Origin of the sequence: Rufibacter latericius (assembly GCF_003721515.1) — a bacterium.
Lineage (GTDB): Bacteria > Bacteroidota > Bacteroidia > Cytophagales > Hymenobacteraceae > Nibribacter > Nibribacter latericius.
In genome coordinates this window covers 655,659-679,352 of sequence record NZ_RJJD01000001.1, presented here as the reverse complement: position 1 = coordinate 679,352, position 23,694 = coordinate 655,659, and the positions used below count along the sequence as shown (strand labels likewise).

Here is a 23,694-nt window from a genome sequence, read left to right as displayed (position 1 = left end):
AAGTTGTTTGCTACAGGTGGCTGATTGCTCTACTCCTGTGAGAAGAGGTGTATTTGCAATAGTTTAAAAATGAGACGGAAGTCTCTGAAAGTAGCTCTGCTTCTTTTTAGGAGAAGAGTCCAGTTTTCCATTGTCAGTTTTAGGATAGAACCCGCATTTTTTATTTCAATCAACAAAAAGAGTCTTTTGCCTTTGGCATCTCTAAAAGAGTGTTTGTTTAAGTTTTAGCTAAAACGATTTACCATAATTATTGAACCACTATTAATGACGGCCAGGAAATAGAAGCCGGTTAAGTGAATCAGATTTGAAGATAAGTTCCAAAGACAGTTTACAATATCCAAGTAGCATATAGAAAGCAATACTCAAACTAAAAAGGACCATATGAAACGAGATTTACCGCTTAAATTTCTTCTCAGGAGTTACACAAAGAGGAACCGAGGGCTTTGGCTCAAGGTAATTCTGGCCGGGTTCTGTTTTGTAACTAGTGCGGTGCCTACGGTAGCGGCTGGTGAGAAGACCCCAAAGAAGTCCTCTCACCAGCCTGTTAAATCTAAACGAGCCACTAAGGCCTCATCTGCTTTTGAGTTCCAGGTAAAAGGGAAGGTAACCGATAGCAAGGGCGAAGCATTGATTGGGGCCTCCGTTAGTGTGAAGGGCACCTCTTTGGGCACTATCACTGATGTGAACGGTAATTATGCCCTGAATGCACCGGATGGGAATAGCACGTTGGTGGTCTCTTACCTTGGGTACCTGCCTTTGGAAGTTCCTATCAACGGCAAGGCAACTCTAAATGTGACCTTGCAGGAAGACCAGACCAAGGTTGATGAGGTAGTGGTAGTAGCCTACGGTACCCAGCGTAAGATAAGCAATGTGGGGGCGCAGTCGTCGGTCTCGGTGAAAGAGTTAGACCAGCCGGTTGCTAACATCAGTACCATGTTAGCCGGCCGGGTGGCCGGTGTAACAGGTGTGCAGCGCTCTGGCCAACCAGGCTATGACGGAGCGGACATCTGGATCAGGGGCATTGCCTCTATGAGCGGGGGAAGTGGTCCCTTGGTTTTGGTAGATGGGGTAGAACGGTCCATGAATAACATTGATCCCCAGGATGTGGAATCCTTCACCATTCTGAAAGATGCCTCCGCCACCGCCGTGTACGGAGTGAGAGGAGCAAACGGGGTGATTTTGATCATGACCAAAAGAGGCGAGGAAGGGAAACCCAGAGTTACGTTTGATTATAACCAGGGCATCACCAGATTCACCAAGGTTCCTGAACTCATAGATGGCGTAGATTATATGAACCTCACGAATGAGGCAGAATACACGAGAAGAGAACCCGGCACAAGTGGCCCCCTTCCAAAATACAGCCAGGAAATAATCAATAAGACTGCCAGTGGCGAAGACCCGTTTGTTTACCCAAATGTAAACTGGCTAGATGAGGTATTTGAGAACTTTGGGCGCAACCGTAATGCAAATTTAAACGTGAGTGGCGGTTCTCCTCAGGCAAAGTACTATGTGTCTCTGGGGTATTATGATGAAACAGGTTTGTTCAATACAGATGCCATCGCGCAGTACAATGCTACTACAAGGTTTACCCGTTACAATGTTACTTCTAACGTAACGCTGGACCTTACTAAATCCACCAAAGTAGACCTGGGTATCCAGGGGTATATTGCCACTGGTAATTACCCGGCTGAGAGTGCTGCAGATATTTATGGTTCGGCGCTGGAAATCAGTCCTATAGAATATCCAGTTATGTACCCGGGCGGTTTTGTTCCTGGCAGAAGCTCTAATGGCGGATCAAGAAATCCTTATGCAGATGCCGCCCTAAGGGGTTATCAGAACGAGAACAAGAACCAGCTATTCTCTAATTTAAGAATAACGCAAAAGCTGGATAGAGTAACGGAAGGTTTGTCTGCTACTGCCATGTTCGCCTTTGATGCTTTTAACCAGCACTTCATTGAAAGAAGCAAGCGGGAAGACACTTGGATTGTAGATCCTAACAACCCAAGAAATCCGGACGGGACGCTGAATCTGGGAACAGCTCCTACCTTTTCAGGGCAGAATTTTTTATCCTATGGCCGTTCAAACGGCGGAAACAGAAGATTTTACATGGAAGGTGCTCTAAATTATGACAGAGCATTTGGCAAGCACCGGGTGAGTGGAATGGTGCTAGGCAACCGGTCAGATTTATCAGATGCTTTTGCGGGTAATTTCCAGGCATCAATTCCTTACCGGAACGAAGGAGTTGCCGGAAGGGCTACCTATTCTTTTGATGACCGGTACTTCGCGGAAGTGAATATTGGATACAACGGTTCAGAGAATTTTGACCCAAACAGAAGGTACGGCTTCTTCCCAGCCTTTGGTTTAGGGTGGGTGGTTTCCAATGAAAAGTTCTTTGAACCCTTGTCAAATACCATCAACTTCTTAAAACTGAGATACACTGACGGCAAAGTAGGCCAGGATTCAGGGGCTGGTAGGTTCGCCTTCTTGGGGGAAGTCAGGAACAAAGATGATAGAGGGGACAACATAAGGGGATACACGTTTGGTAGAAACAGAGCCGGATATGGCGGCATTATCGAGCAAACCTATGGAGTGGCTGTTACTTGGGTAGAAGCTCGAAAGCAAGATATAGGAATTGAAATCAATGCCTTCAATAGCAGTTTAGGAATCATTTTCGATGTATTCAAAGACCGCAGAGTAGGAGCATTTGTGACAAGGGGTGATGTGCCTGCCTATATTGGGCTTACTTCCATCCCATCCGGGAACCTGGGGATTTCAGAAAACAAAGGGTTTGATGGTACGATCACGTATGACAAAAACATAAGAGATTTCTCCATAGGCTTTAGGGGCACCTTCTCTTACAACCGGAATAAAGTCCTAGAAAATGACCAACCAGCTCAGCTTTATCCGTGGTTAGAAAGAAGAGGAACGCCTTTATTGGCAAACTGGGGATTGACCGCTGAAGGACTGTACAGCTTTGAGGACGATGTGAATGGAGACGGTTTCATTACCCCTGAGGATGGAGACCAATATCCAGCACAATATGGTAAAATCCAGCCGGGTGATATCAGATACAAAGATTTGAACGGTGATGGCAGAATTGATGCTAATGACGTTTCTCAAATAGGGCAGGGAGATGTACCTGCGCTTACCTACGGATTTGGAACAAGTTTGGGTTATAAAGGATTGGACATCAGTTTCTTTTTCCAAGGCCAGGCTGAGGCAGACATCATACTGGAAGGAAGAAGTATCAGGCCCTTTAGTGGGGATGGTGGCGGAGAAAATCTGTATACCATAGCCTTAGACCGGTGGACGGAAGAGAACCCAAATCCAAATGCGTTTTACCCAAGATTGTCTTACGGATCTGGTGCCAACGGAAGCAATAATAACAATCAAATTAGCAGTTGGTGGGTGAAAGATATTGACTTCCTGCGGTTGAAAACTGCCGAGATTGGGTACACCATTCCAAGTGCCATTTCCGGAAAAATAGGAGTAGGAAACGCCCGGGTTTATCTAAGAGGGGTGAACCTACTGACCTTCAGTAATTTCAAATTATGGGATCCTGAGTTGCTTACCAGAAACGGGGCAAGATATCCTAACATTTCAGTCTACTCCTTAGGCTTCAATCTCCAATTCTAATTTCCTAAGAATGAAAAAGATAAAATCAATCATACTTGTAGGCTTGCTTACAAGCCTGAACTTCTCATGCAACGACGATTTTCTGGACCAGATACCAGATGACCGGTTAACGCTGGAATCTACCTTTAAGAATAAGAACACCATAGACCAGTATCTGGCAAATGTATATTCCCAGATTCCGGATGATGTAAGTCAAAGAGGATTAGGCGGAGATGGGAACGTAGGTCCCTGGCTGGCGGCCTCTGACGAGGCAGAATATGTTTGGGGTTTTGTAGGAAGTAACTCGGTGAATATCGGGGCATGGGACCCAACCTCGGGTTTTGTAAATTCTATCTGGTCTAATTTCTACCGGGGAATCAGAAGAGCAAATGTGTTCATTGAGAACGTAGACCAATGCACTGACTGTGGCGCTAATGGAGCTATCGTGAAACGGTATAAAGCTGAAGCCAGGGCTTTAAGAGGCTTGTACTACTATTATTTGATGCGGTTGTATGGTCCGGTTGTGTTGGTAGGAAATGAGTCTGTCCCGGTGGACGCTCCTGCAGACCAGTTGAAGATGCATAGAAGCTCCTATGATGAATGTGTTGCTTATGTACTCCAAGAACTCAATGCAGCGGCCCAAGACTTGCCAAATGGTACTGACCCAGATCAATATGGCCGTATGACTAAACCGTATGTGCAAGCCATTAAATCACAGGTTTTGTTGTTTGCGGCCAGCCCTCTTTTTAACGGTAATTCAGACTATGCTTCTTTGGTGAGCACAGACGGAAAACAACTGATCAACCAGCAGTACGATGTCAACAAATGGAAATTAGCAGCAGATGCAGCAAAGGCCTTTATCGATGAATTTGTGCCAGGTACTTTTGATCTGTACCGGAAGAATAATGCTCAGGGCCAGTTTGATCCTTACCTCTCCACCCGCGATGTTTTCCTTGATGAATGGAACAAGGAGGTCATTTTCGCCAGAATAGATGCAGGTATCAATCCTAGACAGTATGAAATGACACCCTTCCATGCCGGCGCACAAGCCGAAGCCAAAGGAAGTGGGGGATTGGGAGCAACCCAGCACATTGTGGATGCTTATTTTACTGCAAACGGAAGATCCATTAATGATCCAAAATCTGGTTACATGGCTTCTGGGTTTACCAGCTTCAAAGCGCCAAATGATACTGAAGCAAGACAGGTTTTTAATCAGTGGGTGAACAGGGAACCCCGGTTCTATGTAGGAATCACTTATGACAACAGTTTATGGTTGAATCAGAATACCGGCAATATCGTCACTAGAACCTGGTATGAAGGTAACTCAGGCAAAAACTCTGGGGCGGGTAATGACTACACGCCAACCGGGTACATTGTGAGAAAGAACATGAGCACAGGTGACTGGCGTAATGGGGGCAGGTCTTATGTGATGCTGCGCCTGGCGGAAATCTATCTTAATTATGCCGAAGCACTGAATGAATATAATCCTGGCCATCCTGATATCCTCACTTACGTGAACCTCATCAGAAACCGGGCAGGCATCCCTGAATACGGCTCCGCTGAGTTAGAAGCGCCAACCGGACAGGAAGCGGTAAGAGAAGCCATCAGGAAAGAGCGCCAGGTAGAATTGGCCTTTGAAAATGTGCGGTATTTTGATGCCAGAAGGTGGAAGATTGCTGAAACAGCTTTCAACGGTCCAACTTATGCCCTGGATATTTCTGCCCGCCAAATTGAGAATTTCTACAACAAGGTGCCATTTGAAACCAGGGTGTTTACCAAGCGCCATTACCTGTGGCCAATCCCTCAGAGCGAGATGAACATCAACAAATTACTGGTGCAAAATACGGGTTGGTAAGGATTGGGCTAAGTTCAGGAAGGACTTCCCAACCTGAACTTAGCACTGCACTAACCAATAGGATTGTAAAAGCATCTTCAGATTTTCCATATATCCCTAAGAAATCATATATGAAACAACTACTACAATTTGTGAGGGTGACCTTTTGTGCGCTGTTTGTATTCAGCGTCATAAACGAAGCCTCAGCGCAGGACGACCTTACAGCAAAAGGAGGGGTTTTAACGGTTTTCCTTGATAATAATGATGGCCCAACTTCCCGGGAAGGTTCTGCCAAGGTGATTGATAATAACCCAGATACTAAATTTCTGTCCCATTTTGAAAACATGCAATGGCTAAGGTTTGAACTCACCGAGCCTGCTGTGGTGGGGACCTATACCCTTGTTTCGGCAGATGATGACCCAAACCGTGATCCTAAAGACTGGAAGTTTGAAGGATCTAACAATGGGACAACCTGGGTTGAACTAGACTCCCGTACCGGAGAGATGTTTCCAGAGCGGTTTCTCACCCAGACCTATTCTGTTTCCAACTCTACTGCTTATAAGTACTACCGCCTCAATATTTCAGCTATCAAGGCGAACAATACCTTTCAATTGGCGGAATGGCGCTTATTTGAGGCGGCCCCAACCCCTGATATTACCGAAAGAGGAGGGGTGCTGACCGTTTTCAAAGAAAATAGCGGGGGGCAAAATGCAGGGGAAGGTTCCCCCAAAGTGATTGACAATGATTCTAATACCAAGTTCTTGTCTAACTTCCCGGGATCTCAGTGGATACAGTTGCAATTAACTGCGCCAGCCATTGCCGGTACCTACACGCTGGTTTCTGCGAATGACGCCCCAGACCGTGACCCGAAGGATTGGAGAATAGAAGGATCAAACAACGGAACAGATTGGACCGTGCTGGACACTCGTACCGGGGAGATGTTCTCTGAACGCTTCCAGACTAAGACCTACACCCTTACCAATTCCACCGCTTATACATACTACCGCTTCTTCATAAGTGCCATTAAAAATGGAGATACTTTCCAATTGGGAGAGTGGCGGTTATTTGAAGGAGTTCCTCCGTTAGCGCCCTCAGCATTAAGCGGCTTCTCCACCGGTGGTGATGAAGTGTACCTTACCTGGGTGGACAATGCTGGCACAGAAACCAGCTTTGAACTGCAACGGTCTACAGACGGAACAACCTATACTAAGGTGGCTGACTTGGCTGCGAATACCACTACTTACTATGACAAAGGCTTAAAACAGGCTACTCGTTACTATTACCGGGTAAGAGCAGTTGGGGCTTACGGTCCTTCGGGGTTCTCTCCTGTGAAGAATATCACAACGCTGAATTATAGCGGTGCCTTAACGGATATCACGGATAACGGAGGAACCCTGACTGTTTCCAAGGATAACGATAACAACCCCAATGAGAACTCGACCAAACTGATTGATAACAACTTGGAGAGCAAATTCCTGGAAGCGCCTAACAGAACCTTATGGGTGCAGTATGAATCTACCTCCCCAACCGATATTGTTACCCAATACACCATCGTTTCCGCCAATGATGCGCCGGAGCGGGATCCAAAGGATTGGACTTTCCAGGGGTCAAACAATGGTACCGATTGGACAGTGCTGGACACCAGAAGAAACCAGCGCTTTACCTCTAGATTTCAGCATCGGATTTTCTCTTTTGAGAACAACACCGCTTTCAAGTACTACAAATTAGATATTACGGTGAACAATGGTTCCAGTGATGCCATCCAGATGACCGAACTGATGATTTGGGGTATTCCACAGAATATGCCAGCAGTACCAAGCAACATCAGGTTAACCAACATCACGGAGAGTGCCATCACCATCAACTGGAATGACGTGGCGAATGAAACGGGGTACGAGGTATGGCGTTCCACAGACGGTGCCACCTTTACCATGCTGCAAGCGGTAGACGCTGGCGCCACCAGTTTTACAGATCCAAATCTAGGGGTGCTGGCCACGTACCTTTACAAGGTGCGGGCAAAGAGAGAGACCAATGCTACCATCTTCTCGGCGGTGGTGAGCGGAACTACCCTCTATGATGAACGGCTGCCTTTGCCTGCTGAGAATTTGGTAGCCACTACCTTGTCAGAAAACCAGGTGAAATTAGACTGGATTGACCGGGCAGAAAACGAAACCGGATTCCAGATTGAGCGGTCTACCAACGGTACCTCTTACTCCTTGCTCCAAACTTTAGCAGCTGATGTAACTAGCTATACAGATGAAGGACTAAAACTAGCTACGCGCTACTACTACAGAATTAGGCCATTCAATGCTTACAGCCAATCTTCAGGAATCAGTGCCCCTTATTCTGCGGTGGCTGAGGCCGTCACCAGCGGTTCAAACCAGGCGCCAACTATTGCAGCCATCGCAGATCAGAGAAGCTGTAACGTGGTAGATGCCTATACCATTCCTTTAGAGGGAATAACTGCTGGCCCAGAAGCCGGACAACAGGTTAACTTATCAGTTTCCACCAACAGGCCCGCACTCTTCAGTGACTTGTCAGTGAGCACCGTTGAAAACGGAAAAGCTGTCCTTACCTACAAACTAGTAAAAGGCCAACCCGGTGATGCGACGATCACGATAACCGCCAAAGACAATGGAGGGACTTTGAACGACGGCACCGACACCTTCACCAGAACCTTCAAGATCACCTCTTATGAACTGAACATGAGCATCTCCGCTGATCGGGGTGGAAAAGTGCCTAGAGGGGAGACCATCCAGTTGACGGTGACAGGCGAAGAAGGCTACACTTATACCTGGGCAAACGGACCAGGCATCATCAGTGGCCAGAACAGCAATGTGCTTTCCATCAAACCAACCCAGGGATATGTCTACAAGGTAACCGCCAGCACTGCTGAAGGATGTACAAAGGAGGCTGAGTTCACGGTGCTGGTAGAAGGAGGAGTGGCCTTGCAGGCAAACAACATCCTTACCCCTAACAATGACGGCAAAAATGATGTGTGGGTAATCTGGAACATCAACACTTATCCAGGCAGCAAACTCAAGGTGTTTGACACAGCCGGTAGAGTGGTGTTTGAGAAGGAGAACTATGCCAATGACTGGAACGGTACTTACAAAGGTTCCCCATTGGCACAGGGCGTGTATTACTATGTGATTGACTTAGGTTCAGGTATTGCGCCCGCAAAAGGAGCCCTTACCATTATCCGTGATTAAAAATAGAAGCCATATGAAAAAGCTATATAACCTAAAAAAAGGGCTGTCCTTCTTCTTTCTTCTTTTCTGCTGCGTAGCAATGGTGCAGGAGGGTGCTGCCCAAATAAATCCGTTGAAGGCGATGTATTTTCAGAATCAGTACCTGGCTAATCCGGCCATGGCTGGGGTGAACGGAGGGTTAAGGGTAAACCTTCATTACCGCAACCAGTGGGGGAGCATCTCTGATGCTCCCACCACGGAAGCCATCACCGCTGATTACGGCCTGAGCAACAAAGTAGGCCTGGGCTTGAACCTGGGGCAGAACCGCGAAGGCCTGCTGAAAAGATCCAGAGCCATGGCCACCTATTCTTATCACCTGCCGCTTAACCAGAGTACCCGCCAGTTGCATTTCGGGTTATCTGCCGGGGTAGTGAATGAGCAGATTGACATGGATGAAATGGTGGGCGATGTTGATGACAACACCGTTGCTAAATTCAACGACCAGGGGCCTTATTTTGAAGGGGAAGTAGGAGTGGCCTATACTGATTCAAAACTCACGATTCAGGGCTCTTTTCCTAATATCAGGGCTTTTCTGGACAAGAGCCTGAATGAGCGCAATACCGTGAACCGGTCCACTTACTTTGCCGCCGCCAGTTACAAGCTTGCGTTTGGTTCCAGTGTAGGCGTAGAACCGAAAGTGGTGTACCGCGGTGTGAAAGGGTACGATGACCTCATTGATGCCGGTGCTAACCTGACCTTCGTGGACAACCAGTTCAACGTGTTCGGTATGTACCACAGCTCAGAGAACGTGACCTTCGGTTTTGGGGTGGACGTGAAAAAAAGACTGGCGGTAACGGGCATGTATACCACCGGTTCTCCGGCCCTGAACAGCCTTACCGGGGTGAAAGGAAGTTTTGAGCTGGGTTTAAGGGCTTCGCTCTGGAACGTGCAATAAAATTGTTATATTTCCTTCTTAAAACGTTTTAGCAAAAATTTGTAGAAAATGGCCTTAAAACGGCTGCTTCTTCAAGCCCTTCCTAGCAAACAGGATTTATACTTGATGTGACAGCATGTAGCTTAAGGCTGTTTTCTACAAACATCAACCAGGTCATCTGGCAAAACCATAATACCCTTATAAATGAAAAAACTCTTTATTTGGATTCTAGCAAGCGTACCGTTCTTCTCTTCCGCCCAGGTTTCTAAGAAAGCAGACGTATCCCCCGTGGATTTGGTGAACCCTTTGATGGGCACCGACTCCAAACCGGAACTCTCCAATGGGAACACCTATCCGGCCGTGGCTGTGCCCTGGGGCATGAACCTCTGGACCCCGCAAACCGGCACCATGGGCAACGGTTGGGCCTACACCTACGCCGCCGACAAGATCAGGGGCTTCAAGCAGACGCACCAGCCCTCGCCCTGGATGAACGACTACGGCCAGTTCGTGATCATGCCGGTAACGGGCAAGATGAAGTTTGACCAGGATGGCCGCGCCAGCTGGTATTCCCATAAGTCTGAAACCGCCAAGCCATACTATTATGGCGTTTACCTCGCAGACCATGACGTGACCGCAGAACTTACCCCCACCGAGCGCGCTGCTCAGTTTCGGTTCACTTATCCCAAGTCTGACAGCTCTTTCATTGTAATTGATGCGCTAGACAAAGGTTCTTACGTGAAGGTGTTGCCCAAAGAGCGGAAGATTGTGGGGTACACCACCAAGTACGCCCGCGGTCCCTTGAAAGAGTTCAAGAACCACTTCGTGATCTACGTAGACAAACCCATTGTACTGGCCCGCACTTTCCGCGGAAACAAACTCACCGGTAGAGATTCCCTGGAGCTGACCTCTAACCATTCGGGCGCGGTGATTGGGTTTAAAACAAGCAAAGGCGAGAAGGTGAACCTGAAAGTCGCTTCTTCCTTCATCAGCCAAGAGCAGGCCGAGCTGAACCTGAGCCGCGAACTGGCCCAAGACAATTTTGACGCTACCATGGCCAAAGCGCGTGACCGTTGGGAAAATACGCTGGGCCGCATCAAAGTAGAGGGAGGCACCGAGGAGCAGCAACGCACTTTCTATTCTTGCCTCTACCGCACGCTATTTTTCCCCCACAAAATGTATGAGCTGAACGCCGCCAACAAAGTGGTGCACTACAGCCCATACACCGGCAAGGTCCATGACGGGTACCGTTTTGCCGGAACTGGTTTCTGGGACACGTTCCGGGCCTTGTATCCTTTCCTGAACCTCATGTACCCCGCCATCAACAAAGAGATGCAAGAAGGTTTAATCAACGATTACAAAGAAGGCGGTTGGTTGCCCGAGTGGTCTAGCCCAGGTTATTCTGACATCATGATCGGGAACAACTCGGCCTCAGTGGTGGCAGATGCCTACATGAAAGGTCTGCGCGGTTACGACATTGAGAAGCTCTACGAAGCCTTGGTACACGGGGCTAACAACGAGGGGCCTATCACCGCCATTGGCCGGAAAGGGGTGGACTACTACAACAAGTTGGGCTACGTGCCTTATGATGTGAACATCAACGAGAACGCCGCCCGCACCTTGGAGTATGCTTATGACGATTTCGCCATTTACCAATTAGCCAAGGCCCTGAAGAGACCACAGGCTGAGATTGACCTGTACGCCAAGCGTAGCCAAAACTACCGCAACCTCTATGACCCGGCCACTGGCCTGATGCGCGGCAAGAATAAGGACGGCAAGTTCCAGGCCCCATTCAACCCATTCAAGTGGGGCGATGCCTTCACCGAGGGCAACAGCTGGCACTATTCCTGGAGCGTGTTCCATGACGTGCAAGGGTTGATTGACCTGATTGGCGGCAAGCAGAACTTCGTGAAGAAACTGGATTCGGTGTTCACCTTGCCTCCGGTGTTTGATGACTCTTACTACGGCGGCGTAATTCACGAGATCCGGGAGATGCAGATCGCTAACATGGGTCAGTATGCGCACGGCAACCAGCCCATCCAGCACATGACCTACCTCTACAATTTCGCCGGAGAGCCTTGGAAAACCCAGTACTGGGCACGTGAGACCATGAACCGCATGTACAAACCAACCCCAGACGGCTACTGCGGCGACGAGGACAACGGCCAGACCTCGGCCTGGTACGTGTTCAGTGCCATGGGCTTCTACCCGGTATGCCCCGGCACCGACCAATATGTGTTAGGCGCACCGCTTTTCCCCAAAATGACCTTAGAATTGGAAAACGGCAAGAAAGTGGAGATTGAGGCCCCCAACAACAGCAAAGAAAACCTGTACGTGCAGGACCTGAAACTCAACGGCAAGAAGCACGAGAAGAACTGGGTGGGCCATTTTGAGCTGATGAAAGGCGCCAAGCTGCGCTTCGATATGGCTGACAAGCCCAACACCAAACGTGGAAACGAGGAAAGCGCGTTCCCTTACTCGTTCTCCAAGCCTCAATATGTTACTCAAAACGCGAAATAAGTTGAAGTAAGAGATAGATAAGAAGCATTTTACCCTGATGAGCGGAGCTAAGCTTCCGCTTTCATCAGGGGAGAGTAGCTCAAGCAGACCAAAATATAGCAGAAGGAACAAGCCTTAGAAAGAACGTGAGTGGGTTTACTTATAACCGAGTCATGTCTTCAGGTCAAAAAAGCAGTTTTATGAAACATGCAACAGTAGTTGGCATTGACGTGGGGGGCTCCCACATTTCCGCAGCCCTTGTCGATATGGAAACGAGCGCTCTTGTATCTGGGAGTTATGTGAGAAGTGAAATAAACACCCAGGGCTCGGTGAACGAGATCATCGGCAACTGGTGCGAGGTTATCCAAAAAGCCCAGAGCTTTGATGGTACCTCGTCGGGAAAGATCGGCATCGCCATGCCGGGCCCGTTTGATTACCCCAACGGCGTTTCCCTCATCAAGGACCAGAACAAATACGACATCCTCTACAAGCTCAATGTAAAGGAATTATTGGCAGAGAAGCTCTCCATGCAGGCAGATGACATCCGGTTTTTGAACGATGCCGAGTGTTTCTTGTTAGGCGAGGTCTTCTGCGGCGCCGCCCAGGGCGTAGAACAAGTACTGGGTCTAACGTTAGGCACCGGCCTGGGCTCGGCCTGGTGCCACCACGGCAAGGTAGAAGACGCCGACCTGTGGAATTCGCCTTTTAAGGAGGGCATCGCCGAGGACTATCTCTCCACCCGTTGGTTCGTGAACCGGTTCAGGGAACTCACTGGCCAAGAGGTAAAGGGGGTGAGAGAACTAGCCGACCTTGCCCCGCAGAACCTAACCGTGCAAACTGTCTTTGATGAGTTTGGGAAAAATCTGGCAGAGTTCATCAGAACGACCGTGAAACCCTTGGGTGCCGTGATGGTGGTGATCGGGGGCAACATCTCCAAAGCCTATCATCTGTTCTCTGGGGAGTTGGAGCAGCATCTTCTAAACCATGCCTTATCCATTCCGATAAGGGTAGCCGAGTTGGGGGAGGAGTCGGCTTTGATTGGGGCGGCCAGTTCCTGGAAAGGAAGTTTGTTGGAGAAAGAGGAAGCCGCGAGTACCTTAAGAAAATAAGTTTAGGCTGTCTTTGGCAGCAACATCTTACACGAAATATCCCTAATTTATATGAAACGATTTCTAATAGGTTCTATGCTTGTTCTTGGCTCCATTACCGGTGCCTGTGCACAAGGTCCAAACCAGGAAAAGAACAAAGACCGTATAGACGATTGGACCTACATTGGGAATTACATAAGCAAGGATTCCATCACCAAAGGTCCGTACACGCTCCTCTTCTACAACCGGGATCAAGCCTTTGCGCAGGAGGGCGAGGAAACCAAAAAGCGGATGATTGATGCCTTCTTTAAAGTATACCCGAAAGAAGCGGCCCGTTTCAACCCCAACACCACCAAGAAAGTCACCTTCATCATTGACCCCGCCTACCAGGGAGTAGCGGCAGCCAGTGACGGAATTATTCGGTACAGTCCGCTCTGGATGCTGCAGAATCCTAATGATATTGATGTGGTCACCCATGAGGTATTCCATTTGGTGCAGGCCTATCCGCATGACGCCGGTCCGGGTTGGCTCACCGAAGGCATTACCGATTATGTGCGCTACAAATTCGGGGTAGACAACGCCGGCGGCGGCTGGTCTCTGACCCCGTTCAAACCAGAGCACCACTACACCAACAGTTACCGCATCACCGGCCGTTTTCTGGCCTGGTTAGAAAAGAACAAGAACCCCAAAATAGTGGATAGCTTAGATGCCGCCCTACGCAAGAAAACCTATACCCCCGAGCTTTGGGTGAAACTGACGGGTAAAACGGTGGATGAGCTGTGGCAGCAATACGCCCTGAACCCTGCCTTGTAATAATTATCAGTTTGATATATGAGCATAGGGAAGCAGACAAATCTTACTTCTTGTCTGGGTAAATGGCTTTTTGCTAAAACGTTTTAATAAGGTGTTGTGCCTTTTAGATTAGCTTTTCTGATTTCAGCTTGTTTTCTGTAAAACAGCAGAAAACCGGGTTGGATCAGTTCTGATTTCGCTTACGCTTTCAATTTGTTTTACCCCAGACACAGATGAAACTAAGACCTCTCTACTTTCTCTTTCTTTGGCTTTGCAGCGCCTCGCTCTACGCCGGTACTCCCAGCCTGGTGCAGTATGTGAATACCTTGCAGGGAACCAACTCTTCGTTTGACCTGACTCGCGGCAATACTTATCCCACCACCGCGCTGCCGTTTGCCATGCACACCTGGACCCCCCAGACCGGGCAGAACGGCGATGGCTGGAAGTACCAATATTCCAAAAACACCATCAGAGGATTTCAGCAGGCACACCAGTGCAGCTCCTGGTCCAATGACTACGCGGTATTCTCCTTGATGCCGGTGATCGGGAAACTGGAGGTGCACGAAGATAAAAGGGCCACCAAGTTTAGCCACGCCAATGAAGTGGCCAAACCGCACTACTACAAGGTAAAGCTAGACAACAACATCACCACCGAGATGTCGCCGACCGAGCGCGGCGTACACGCCCGTTTCTCTTTCCCTAAAACGGAAGGCTCTTACATCGTGCTGGATGGTTACACTGGTGCGAGTATGGTAAAGATCATCCCCAAAGAGCGCAAGATCATTGGCTACGTGCACAACGGCCGCGGTTTGAAGGACAACTTTAAAAGTTATTTCGTGGTCGTTTTTGACAAACCGTTCATCAATCAGGGAACCTGGGAAAACAAAGACGGCAAGATCTCCGCCGGCAACTTGTCGGGCGAAGGGCAGGGGATTGGCGCCTATGTGCAGTTCAAAGACGGGGAAAAAGTGCAGGCGAAAGTTACCTCGTCTTACATCAGCCCGGAGCAGGCCGAACTCACCTTAAACAGAGAGTTAGGCAAGCACAAGAAACTGGAAGACACCAAAGACGCTGCCGAGGCAGTTTGGAACAAGCACCTGAGCCGCGTGATGGTAGAGGGCGGCACCGAAGAAGAGAAAGCTACCTTTTACTCCTGCTTCTTCCGAGCCAGCCTGTTTTCGCGCCAGTTTTTTGAATACGACAAAGACGGCAAGCCGTACTACTTCAGCCCGTATGACGGCAAAGTGCACGAAGGCTACATGTACACCGATACCGGTTTTTGGGACACGTTCCGGGCACAGTTTCCGCTGAATTCTATTCTGCACCCCACCATGCATGGGCGCTACATGGTGGCTCTGCTGGATGCCAAAGACCAGTGCGGCTGGCTGCCGTCATGGTCGTTTCCCGGCGAGGCGGGCAGCATGATTGGGAACCATGCCATCTCCCTGCTCACCGATGCCTGGGTAAAAAACATCCGCACCTTTGATCCGAAACGCGCCTTAGATGCTTATTACCATGAAGCCACAAACAAAGGGCCATGGGGGCCAGCTAACGGCCGCGAAGGTTGGAAAGATTACTACACGCTGGGCTACGTTTCCATGCCCCGCCATGGCGAGGCCACCGCTAAAACCTTGGAATACGCCTACGACGATTTCTGCGGCTACCAACTGGCCAAACTCACGGGCAACTCCTTCTATGAGCAGCTCTTCGCCCGGAATATGTACAACTACAAAAACGTGTATGACCCCAGCACCGGATTCATGCGCGGAAGAAAAGAAAACGGCGAGTGGCTGCCCGATTTCGATCCGGTGGAGTGGGGCGGACCGTTCACCGAGGGCAACGCCTGGCACTGGCAGTGGTCAGTGTTCCAAGACATCCAAGGTCTGATTAAACTGATGGGCGGCGAGAAGCGGTTCACGGCCAAACTAGATTCGGTATTCAGCGTGCCCAACACAGTGAAAGTAGGTTCCTACGGCCGCATGATCCATGAGATGACCGAGATGGTGATGGCCAACATGGGCCAGTACGCGCACGGAAACCAGCCCATCCAGCACATGCCGTACCTCTACAACTACGGCGGCGAGCCCTGGAAATCGCAGGAGAAAGTGCGCATGGTCATGGACCGCCTGTACAACTCCACCGAGAACGGTTACCCCGGCGATGAAGACCAAGGCCAGACGTCCTCCTGGTACGTTTTGAGCGCCCTAGGCATCTACAGCGTGTGTCCCGGCACTGACCAATATGTCATCGGTAGCCCCGTGTTTCAGAAAGCCACCATCACCCTGGAGAACGGCAAGAAGTTCACCGTCGAGGCCAAGAATAACAGCAAGCAGAACGTGTACATCCAGTCGGCCACGCTCAACGGCAAGCCCTACGACCACAACTATATCCGGCACGCAGACATCACCGCCGGCGGTACCTTGAGCTTCGTGATGGGCGATAAACCAGCTTTGAACCGGGGTGTCAAAGAAGAGAACAAACCTTTCTCTTTATCGGCTGCCGGCGGCGAACAAACTGTAGAATTAGGCAAGAAGTAGGTCTTGGGGGCACCCCGGGAACAGGTGGGAAGGTAGACAAATCTGCCATTTTTCAGACGATTAACCCTCAAAAGATGAAAAAGCTAAAGTATCTCTCTTTGTCAGCGTTGGTGCTGCTTTTCCTAGGTTGCGGCAGCGAGAAGGAAGAGGAGGAGGTAACTCCCACCAAACCTCCTGTGGAAACGGCTTCCTTCACCGCCGCCGATGTGAATATCGCCTACACTGCGTTTAACACCCATTTTTACAATCCAGAGGCAAAACTGTATTACAGCACTTCAGCCAAGACGGGATTAGGCGCCATATGGACGCAGGCTGTTTACTGGGACATCGCCATGGATGCCTACAACCGCACCAAAGACGCCAACCAGTTGAAGTTGGTGAATGACATTTACCAGGGCGGTTTCCAACGGTACGATGGCTACAACTGGAACAACACCCGCGAGTGGTTTATCTACGATGACATGATGTGGTGGATCATCTCTTTAGCTAGAGCGCACCAGATCACCGGCAATCAGGTGTACCTGGACAAGTCCAAAGAAGGGTTTCAGCATGTCTGGAGCAGATCCTATGACCCAGTCAATGGCGGCATGTTCTGGAATTTTGCCAAGGACGGCAAGAACGCCTGCATCAATTACCCCACGGTCATTGCGGCCATGGAGCTGTTTAACATTACCAAAGATGCCCAGTACCTGGACAAAGCCAAAACCATTTACGCGTGGTCCAGAGCCAACCTGTTCAACAACGGGCGGGTGGCCGATAACATTCACGTGGTTCAGGGCAACGTGGGCTGGAGCGATTACACCTATAACCAGGGAACCTGCATTGGCGCTGCGGTGATGCTGTACAAAGCCACTGGCACCGAGTCTTATCTGAATGACGCCAAACTAGCCGCTGATTACACCAAGCAGAAGATGAGCGATGCAAACGGCATTCTTCCCGCTGAGGGTGACTGGAACGAGCAAGGGGTTCTCAAAGCCATCTTCGGGCGCTACATCATGATGCTCATCAAAGACGCGAACCAACCTCAATACCTGCCCTGGATTCAGGACAACATCACCCTGGCCTGGAAAAACCGGGATAAAGCACGGAACCTCACCTTTAGGGATTATCGCGTGGCGTGCCCTACCGGCACCATTCAGTCCTACGAGGCCAGCAGCGTGGTGGGTATGATGCAGGTGTGCCCTCCTAAGGAATAGCTTGAGTTTATTTATATGCTTTCAACCGTAACCCCCATGGTCCTAAAATCAAGAGTCGCTTTCCTTCTGAGTGGTGCCCTATTGCTGGGATGGACGAGTCATGCCCAGCTGAAAGCCCCCAAACCCGATGGCGAGAAAACCGCTTTCCAGATTGCCGATGCTTGGGCGGCGGACTATGATGTGCGCTCAGATGTGGCGATTGTCTACGGCATTAATGATGCAGGCGGTGACTTTGAGGGCCGCGTGAAAAGCTGGCGCGACAAAGGCTACAAAGTGCACTTCATGACAGGCATCGCCTGGGGCGAGTACCAGGATTACTTCACGGGCAAGTACGACGGCAAAACCCACTGGGAAGACGGGCAGGTCATGAAGAACGGCGAAACCATCTGGCACGGCAAAGACGTGCCCTACGTGGTTCCCTCGGCCACGTACCTCACCTACATGAAGGAACTGGTGAAAAGAGCCATTGACGCAGGTGTAACAGCCGTGCACCTGGAGGAACCTGAGTTCTGGGCGCGGGCGGGTTATGGGCCTTCTTTCAAAAAAGAATGGGAAAAACAGTACGGCTTCCCCTGGATGGCGCAGGACGAGTCTCCCGAGGCGACCTACCTTTCCTCCAAACTGAAATACCAGCTCTACTTCAACGCCCTGAGAGAGGTGTTCGCCTATGTGCGGTCCTACAGCCAGAGCAAAGGCCTTACCGTCAAATGCTACGTGCCCACGCACTCGCTCATCAATTATTCCTCCTGGGCCATAGTGAGTCCGGAAGCCAGCTTGGCGAACCTGGAGGGAATGGACGGCTACATCGCGCAAGTCTGGACCGGCACCTCCCGGGAGCCTATCCACTTTAACGGTGTGCTGAAGGAGCGCGTATTTGAGAACGCCTTTCTGGAGTACGGCTCCATGGTGTCGATGACCGCGCCCACCGGCCGCAAGATGTTCTTCCTCACCGATCCCATTGAAGACCGCCGCCAAACCTGGGACGACTACAAACGAAACTACGAAGCCACCTTCACCGCGCAGCTGCTGTACCCCATGGTGGCTTCTTACGAGGTGATGCCCTGGCCCAAACGCATCTACCTGGGTAAGTTCAAGATGGAAAACAGCAATGAAACTCAGCCCATCCCCAGAACCTATGCCACCCAGATGCAGGTGATGGTGAACTCCCTCAACGACATGCCCTTGTCTTCTAACCAGGTGAACGGCACCAAAGGCATCGACATTCTGCTGGCCAATTCCATGATGTTCCAGCGGTTCCCCACGCACAAAGGCTACGAAGACCCGCAGCTTTCCAATTTCTACGGCATGGTGATGCCCCTCCTGAAACAGGGTATTCCAGTAGGCACGGTGCACATGGAAAACTTGGGTCTAGACCAAACCCTGAAGAACACCAAAGTGCTCATCATGAGTTACGCCAACATGAAACCCATATCGCCTGTTTCGCATGAGGTTTTGGCAAAATGGGTCAAAACCGGCGGCGTGCTGGTGTACGTGGGCCGGGACCAAGACCCTTTCCAGACAGTGAAAGAATGGTGGAACACGGGTGGCAAAAGCTACAAAGCTCCCTCAGAGCATCTCTTGGAGCAACTAGGTATTTCAGAGGCTTCTGGAAAGCAAAGTTATGCGGTGGGCAAAGGCAAAGTGTACCTCCTGCGCCGCGATCCCAAAGAACTGGTGCTGCAAGCAAAGCAGGATTCAGATTTCATCTCTTTGGTGAAAAACGCCTACGAAACAGATGCCAAGGCCGGCAAAGTCATCACGAAAAACCACTTCCTGCTGCAGCGCGGACCCTATGACATTGCCGCGGTTCTGGATGAAAGTGTGGGTGATGCTCCCTTGAGAATACCAGGCCCGGTGGTGGATTTGTTTGACCCTGCGTTACCGGTGTTGCCGGAGAAAATAGTAAAGCCCGGCCAACAAGCCTACCTCTATAACCTCACTCGCCTGAAAAGCAAAAAAGAACCAGCGGTGCTGTGTGCCGCCTCCCGGGTGTACGAAGAGAAGAAAGGCAAAACTGCTTATTCTTTCCTGACCAAGAGTCCTTCCAATACTATAAACGCCATGCGGATGGTGTTGCCCGCTGAACCCAAAACCATCACCCTGACTGATGCTGGAGGCCAGAAACTCACAGACGTGCAGACCGCCTGGCACAAGGAGACCAACACCTATTTGGTTCAGTTTGAGAATGACAGCCGCGGCATCAGAGTGCAGGTGAATTGGTAAGATGATCCTCTTGTGAACCCTGTACTTCTCTTGTGTAAGATGCAGAAAACCTTAACTTTATTATAGCCTCTCCACTGTTTTGAAATTCATCTTTATAAGCTAACAAACCTTTCTTCCCCATTTGTATGAAAAGAATAAGTCTGTTTTTATTTCTGGTATGGTTGCCCCAATTAGTGCTCACGGCGCAGGATCTCCGGGCGCCTGCTTACCCGTTAGTCACGCATAACCCGTATTTCAGTATCTGGTCTTTTGGTGATGATTTGTCAAAATCGGCTACAAAACACTGGACCGGCCAGGAGATGCCCCTCATTGGCATGGTGAAGGTAGACGGTGCCGTGTACCGTTTCCTGGGGCAGGAAGCGAGGGTGTACGCGCCAGTGCTTCCGGCGGCAGACGAGAAACCTTATTCTTTCACCTACACAGAAAATGAACCCGGCGCGGGCTGGCAATCGGCGCAATTCAACGCGTCTGCCTGGAAAACCGGGGCAGCGCCTTTCGGGGATGATAAAACCCAGGCCAAAACCCCCTGGGAAAGCAGCAACCTCTGGGTGCGCAGAACCTTCTCTTTTTCTGAGGCCGATGCCGGAAACCTGTTCCTGAAACTGAACCATGACGACAATGTGGAAGTCTACCTGAACGGCGAGGAGATTTACCGCCACGTGGGCTGGGTGCATAAGTACGAGTACATTCCCATTAAGCCGGAAGTCGCCAAAAAGCTGAAGAAGGAAGGCAACGTGCTGGCCATCCACGTAGCCAACACTGCCGGCGGCCGCTGGCTAGATGCGGGCATCGTGCGCGAGGAAACCTCTAAGGAATACGCCAAGGTACTACCGGCCGTGCAGAAAAGCGTGCAACTGAACGCCACCCAAACCATTTACCAATTCACCTGCGGCAAAGTGGACGTGACCGCCACCTTCACCTCGCCGCTGCTCATGAACAACCTGGACGTGCTGGCCCGGCCGGTGTCTTACGTGTCCATGAAAGTGAAGTCCAATGACAAGGTAGCCCATAACGTGCAACTGTATTTAGGTGCTTCCTCAGACATCGCGGTGAACACACAAGACCAAGAAGTGAAAGCCCAGGAGTATACCGCCGAGAAGCTATCCATCCTCAAAGCCGGTACCACTGCCCAGCCCATGCTGCAGAAGAAAGGCGACGATGTACGCATAGACTGGGGATACCTGTACGTCGCGGTTCCGGCCACGGCCAAAGCCAACCAGTACGTGACCTCAGTGGGGAAAGCGGTGGCGCCATTTCTATCCGCCACAACTCCGGCGGTGCAGAACACGGAGCAGGGCCGAAGCCTGATGCTAAGCACCATTGTGCCGTTGGGCCAAGTGGGTACCCAAGCCAAAGAACAGGTGTTCATGCTGGGGTATGATGAGGTATACGCCATCCAGTATTTCAAGCAGAACCTACGCCCCTGGTGGAAAGAAAACGAAGCCGCGACTATAGAGAAAGAACTGGCCCAAGCCTCCACTGATTACACCAAGACCATCAAGCAGTGCGAGACCTTTGACAAGCAGTTGTACCAGGACGCCCAGAAAGCCGGCGGCAAAGAATACGCTGACTTGTGCGAGTTGGCTTACCGCCAGGCCATCGCGGCCCACATTCTGGTGAAAAGTCCGCAGGGCGAGATCCTGTTCCTGTCCAAGGAGAACTTCAGCAACGGTTCTATCAACACCGTGGATGTGACGTATCCGTCCGCACCGCTGTTCCTTGTTTACAACCCAGATTTGCTAAAAGGTATGCTAAACGGCATCTTCTACTACAGCGAGAGCGGCCAGTGGAAAAAGCCTTTCCCGGCGCATGACTTGGGCACGTACCCCATCGCCAACGGCCAGACCTACGGCGAGGACATGCCGGTGGAGGAAGCGGGCAACATGCTTATTTTAACGGCGGCCATCGCGAAGGCCGAAGGCAACGCCGAGTACGCCCGCAAGCACTGGGAAACCCTTACCACCTGGGCCGAATTCCTAAGGAAAAGCGGCTTCGACCCCGAGAACCAGCTTTCTACCGATGACTTTGCCGGTCACCTAGCCCGCAACGCGAACTTGTCGGTGAAAGCCATTGAGGCCCTCGCAGCTTACGGTATGATAGCGGGCATGCTAGGCAAGGCAGATGTGGCCAAACAGTACACCACCGATGCCAAAGAGATGGCGCAGAAGTGGATGAAACTGGCCGAGGACGGAAACCACTATACCCTGGCTTTCGAAAACAAAGGCACCTGGAGCCAGAAGTACAACCTGGCTTGGGATGATATCCTGGATTTGAACATCTTCCCTAAAAGCGTGCGTGAAACCGAGGTGAAGTTTTACCTGACCAAACAGGGGCCTTACGGACTCCCGCTGGATAGCCGTAAAACCTACACCAAGTCTGACTGGATTATCTGGACCGCCACCCTGTCAGACAACCCGACCGACTTCAAAGCCATTGTAGCCCCGGTCTGGAAATACGCTAACGAGACTTCCTATAGGATCCCGATCAGTGACTGGCACGAGACCACCAACGCCGAGGTGCCTAATTTCCGGGCCCGTTCAGTGGTGGGCGGTTATTTCATGAAAGTGCTGGAAGACAAGCTAAACAAACAGCCGCTTCAAAGCGCCAACACCAAATAAAAATCAACAGGGCCACTCTGCGAGACAGACCGATACTTTGTCTATTTTGTAGGGCCTATGTTTCCTCATCCGGGCTGCCTTCAGTTTTCCTGAAGGCAGCCTTTACAAATTTCAACTGCCTTTATGTCTCTTCAAACATCCCTTAAAACGTTACTTCTTGGCGGCCTTCTGTCTGGTGCGGTTTTGCCTGCCTTTTCCCAAAACGTAGCCAAAACGGCTCCTAAGAAAACAGCCAAAACTGCTGAGAAAACCACCGCCGGCAATCCGGTTTTCCCCGGCTGGTACGCCGATCCCGAGGGTGCCATTTTCGGAAAAAAGTACTGGATCTATCCCACCTTTTCGGCGGTTTATGAAAAGCAGGTGTTCTTTGATGCCTTCTCCTCGCCAGATCTGGTGAACTGGACCAAACACCCCCGCATCCTGGACACCACGGCGGTAAAATGGGCAAAGAAAGCCATCTGGGCCCCGGCCATTGTGGAGAAGAAGGGCAAGTACTTCCTGTTCTTCGGGGCCAATGATATCCAGAGCGATAATGAAATTGGGGGTATTGGTGTGGCGGTTGCTGATAAGCCAGAAGGCCCTTTCAAGGATTACCTGAGCAAGCCGCTGATCGACAAATTCCATAACGGCGCCCAGCCCATTGACCAGTTCGTGTTCAAAGACAAGGACGGCCAGTACTACATGATCTACGGCGGCTGGCGGCACTGCAACATCGCCAAACTGAAAGACGATTTCACCGGCTTCACACCCTTTGAAGACGGAACAACCTTCAAGGAAATCACCCCGGAAGGCTATGTGGAAGGTCCGTTCATGTTTGAGAAAAACGGCAAGTATTACTTCATGTGGTCTGAAGGCGGTTGGGGAGGTCCCGATTACCGGGTGGCCTATGCCATCGCCGATTCTCCCATGGGACCTTTTAAGCGCATCAACACCATCCTGGCGCAGGACCCGCAGGTAGCCACGGGCGCCGGGCACCACTCGGTCATGCATGATCCCAAGTCAGACGACTGGTACATAGTCTACCACCGAAGACCCTTAGGCGATACAGGTAGGGACCATCGCGTGACCTGCATTGACCGCATGGCCTTTGACGAGAATGGCTTTATCCAGCCGGTGAAGATTACGCAGGAAGGCGTGGCCAAGCAGAAAATCAAATAAGCTAGTCCTACT

General features: G+C 50.5%; 12 protein-coding genes. All 12 read left to right on the top strand.

Translation table 11 applies throughout. The features are described from left to right. Window positions 1-381: 381 nt before the first annotated feature. The 12 genes from EFB08_RS02630 (at window position 382) to EFB08_RS02575 (ending at window position 23,682) form a co-directional block, all read left to right on the top strand. The gene (locus tag EFB08_RS02630) at window positions 382-3,636 is read left to right on the top strand and encodes a SusC/RagA family TonB-linked outer membrane protein (RefSeq protein ID WP_123125341.1); all 3,255 of its coding nucleotides are present in this window, start codon (window positions 382-384) and stop codon (window positions 3,634-3,636) included. Window positions 3,637-3,646: 10 nt separating this feature from the next. Further along, entirely contained in the window at window positions 3,647-5,470 is a 1,824-nt protein-coding gene (locus EFB08_RS02625; RefSeq protein WP_123125340.1) for a RagB/SusD family nutrient uptake outer membrane protein, read from the top strand. Window positions 5,471-5,580: 110 nt separating this feature from the next. Next, window positions 5,581-8,661 carry a T9SS type B sorting domain-containing protein gene (locus EFB08_RS02620; protein ID WP_123125339.1) on the top strand — a complete coding sequence of 1,027 codons (3,081 nt, stop codon included), beginning with the start codon at window positions 5,581-5,583 and terminating at the stop codon, window positions 8,659-8,661. A gap of 13 nt (window positions 8,662-8,674) precedes the next feature. After that, a complete protein-coding gene (locus EFB08_RS02615; protein ID WP_123125338.1) occupies window positions 8,675-9,595 on the top strand; it encodes a PorP/SprF family type IX secretion system membrane protein in 921 nt (306 codons plus the stop codon). Between the two features lie 183 nt (window positions 9,596-9,778). Beyond that, window positions 9,779-12,091, top strand: coding sequence for a GH92 family glycosyl hydrolase (locus EFB08_RS02610; RefSeq protein WP_123125337.1), 2,313 nt, complete (start codon window positions 9,779-9,781; stop codon window positions 12,089-12,091). Between the two features lie 179 nt (window positions 12,092-12,270). Further along, complete coding sequence (locus EFB08_RS02605) at window positions 12,271-13,179, top strand: ROK family protein (protein ID WP_165864778.1); 909 nt, start codon at window positions 12,271-12,273, stop codon at window positions 13,177-13,179. Between the two features lie 51 nt (window positions 13,180-13,230). Beyond that, on the top strand, window positions 13,231-13,971 hold the full coding sequence (locus EFB08_RS02600; RefSeq protein WP_123125335.1) for a basic secretory protein-like protein: 741 nt from the start codon (window positions 13,231-13,233) through the stop codon (window positions 13,969-13,971). A 212-nt stretch (window positions 13,972-14,183) separates the two neighbouring features. Further along, window positions 14,184-16,487 (top strand): GH92 family glycosyl hydrolase, encoded by a 2,304-nt coding sequence (locus EFB08_RS02595; RefSeq protein ID WP_123125334.1) that lies wholly within the window; start codon window positions 14,184-14,186, stop codon window positions 16,485-16,487. Window positions 16,488-16,561: 74 nt separating this feature from the next. Next, a complete protein-coding gene (locus EFB08_RS02590; RefSeq protein ID WP_123125333.1) occupies window positions 16,562-17,683 on the top strand; it encodes a glycoside hydrolase family 76 protein in 1,122 nt (373 codons plus the stop codon). 15 nt (window positions 17,684-17,698) lie between these two features. Further along, window positions 17,699-19,906, top strand: coding sequence for a hypothetical protein (locus EFB08_RS02585; RefSeq protein ID WP_227006181.1), 2,208 nt, complete (start codon window positions 17,699-17,701; stop codon window positions 19,904-19,906). A 125-nt stretch (window positions 19,907-20,031) separates the two neighbouring features. Continuing rightward, complete coding sequence (locus tag EFB08_RS02580; RefSeq protein WP_123125331.1) at window positions 20,032-22,524, top strand: glutaminase family protein; 2,493 nt, start codon at window positions 20,032-20,034, stop codon at window positions 22,522-22,524. 123 nt (window positions 22,525-22,647) lie between these two features. Continuing rightward, window positions 22,648-23,682: a glycoside hydrolase family 43 protein gene (locus EFB08_RS02575; protein WP_123125330.1), complete on the top strand. Its 1,035-nt coding sequence runs from the start codon at window positions 22,648-22,650 to the stop codon at window positions 23,680-23,682. Window positions 23,683-23,694 lie beyond the last annotated feature (12 nt).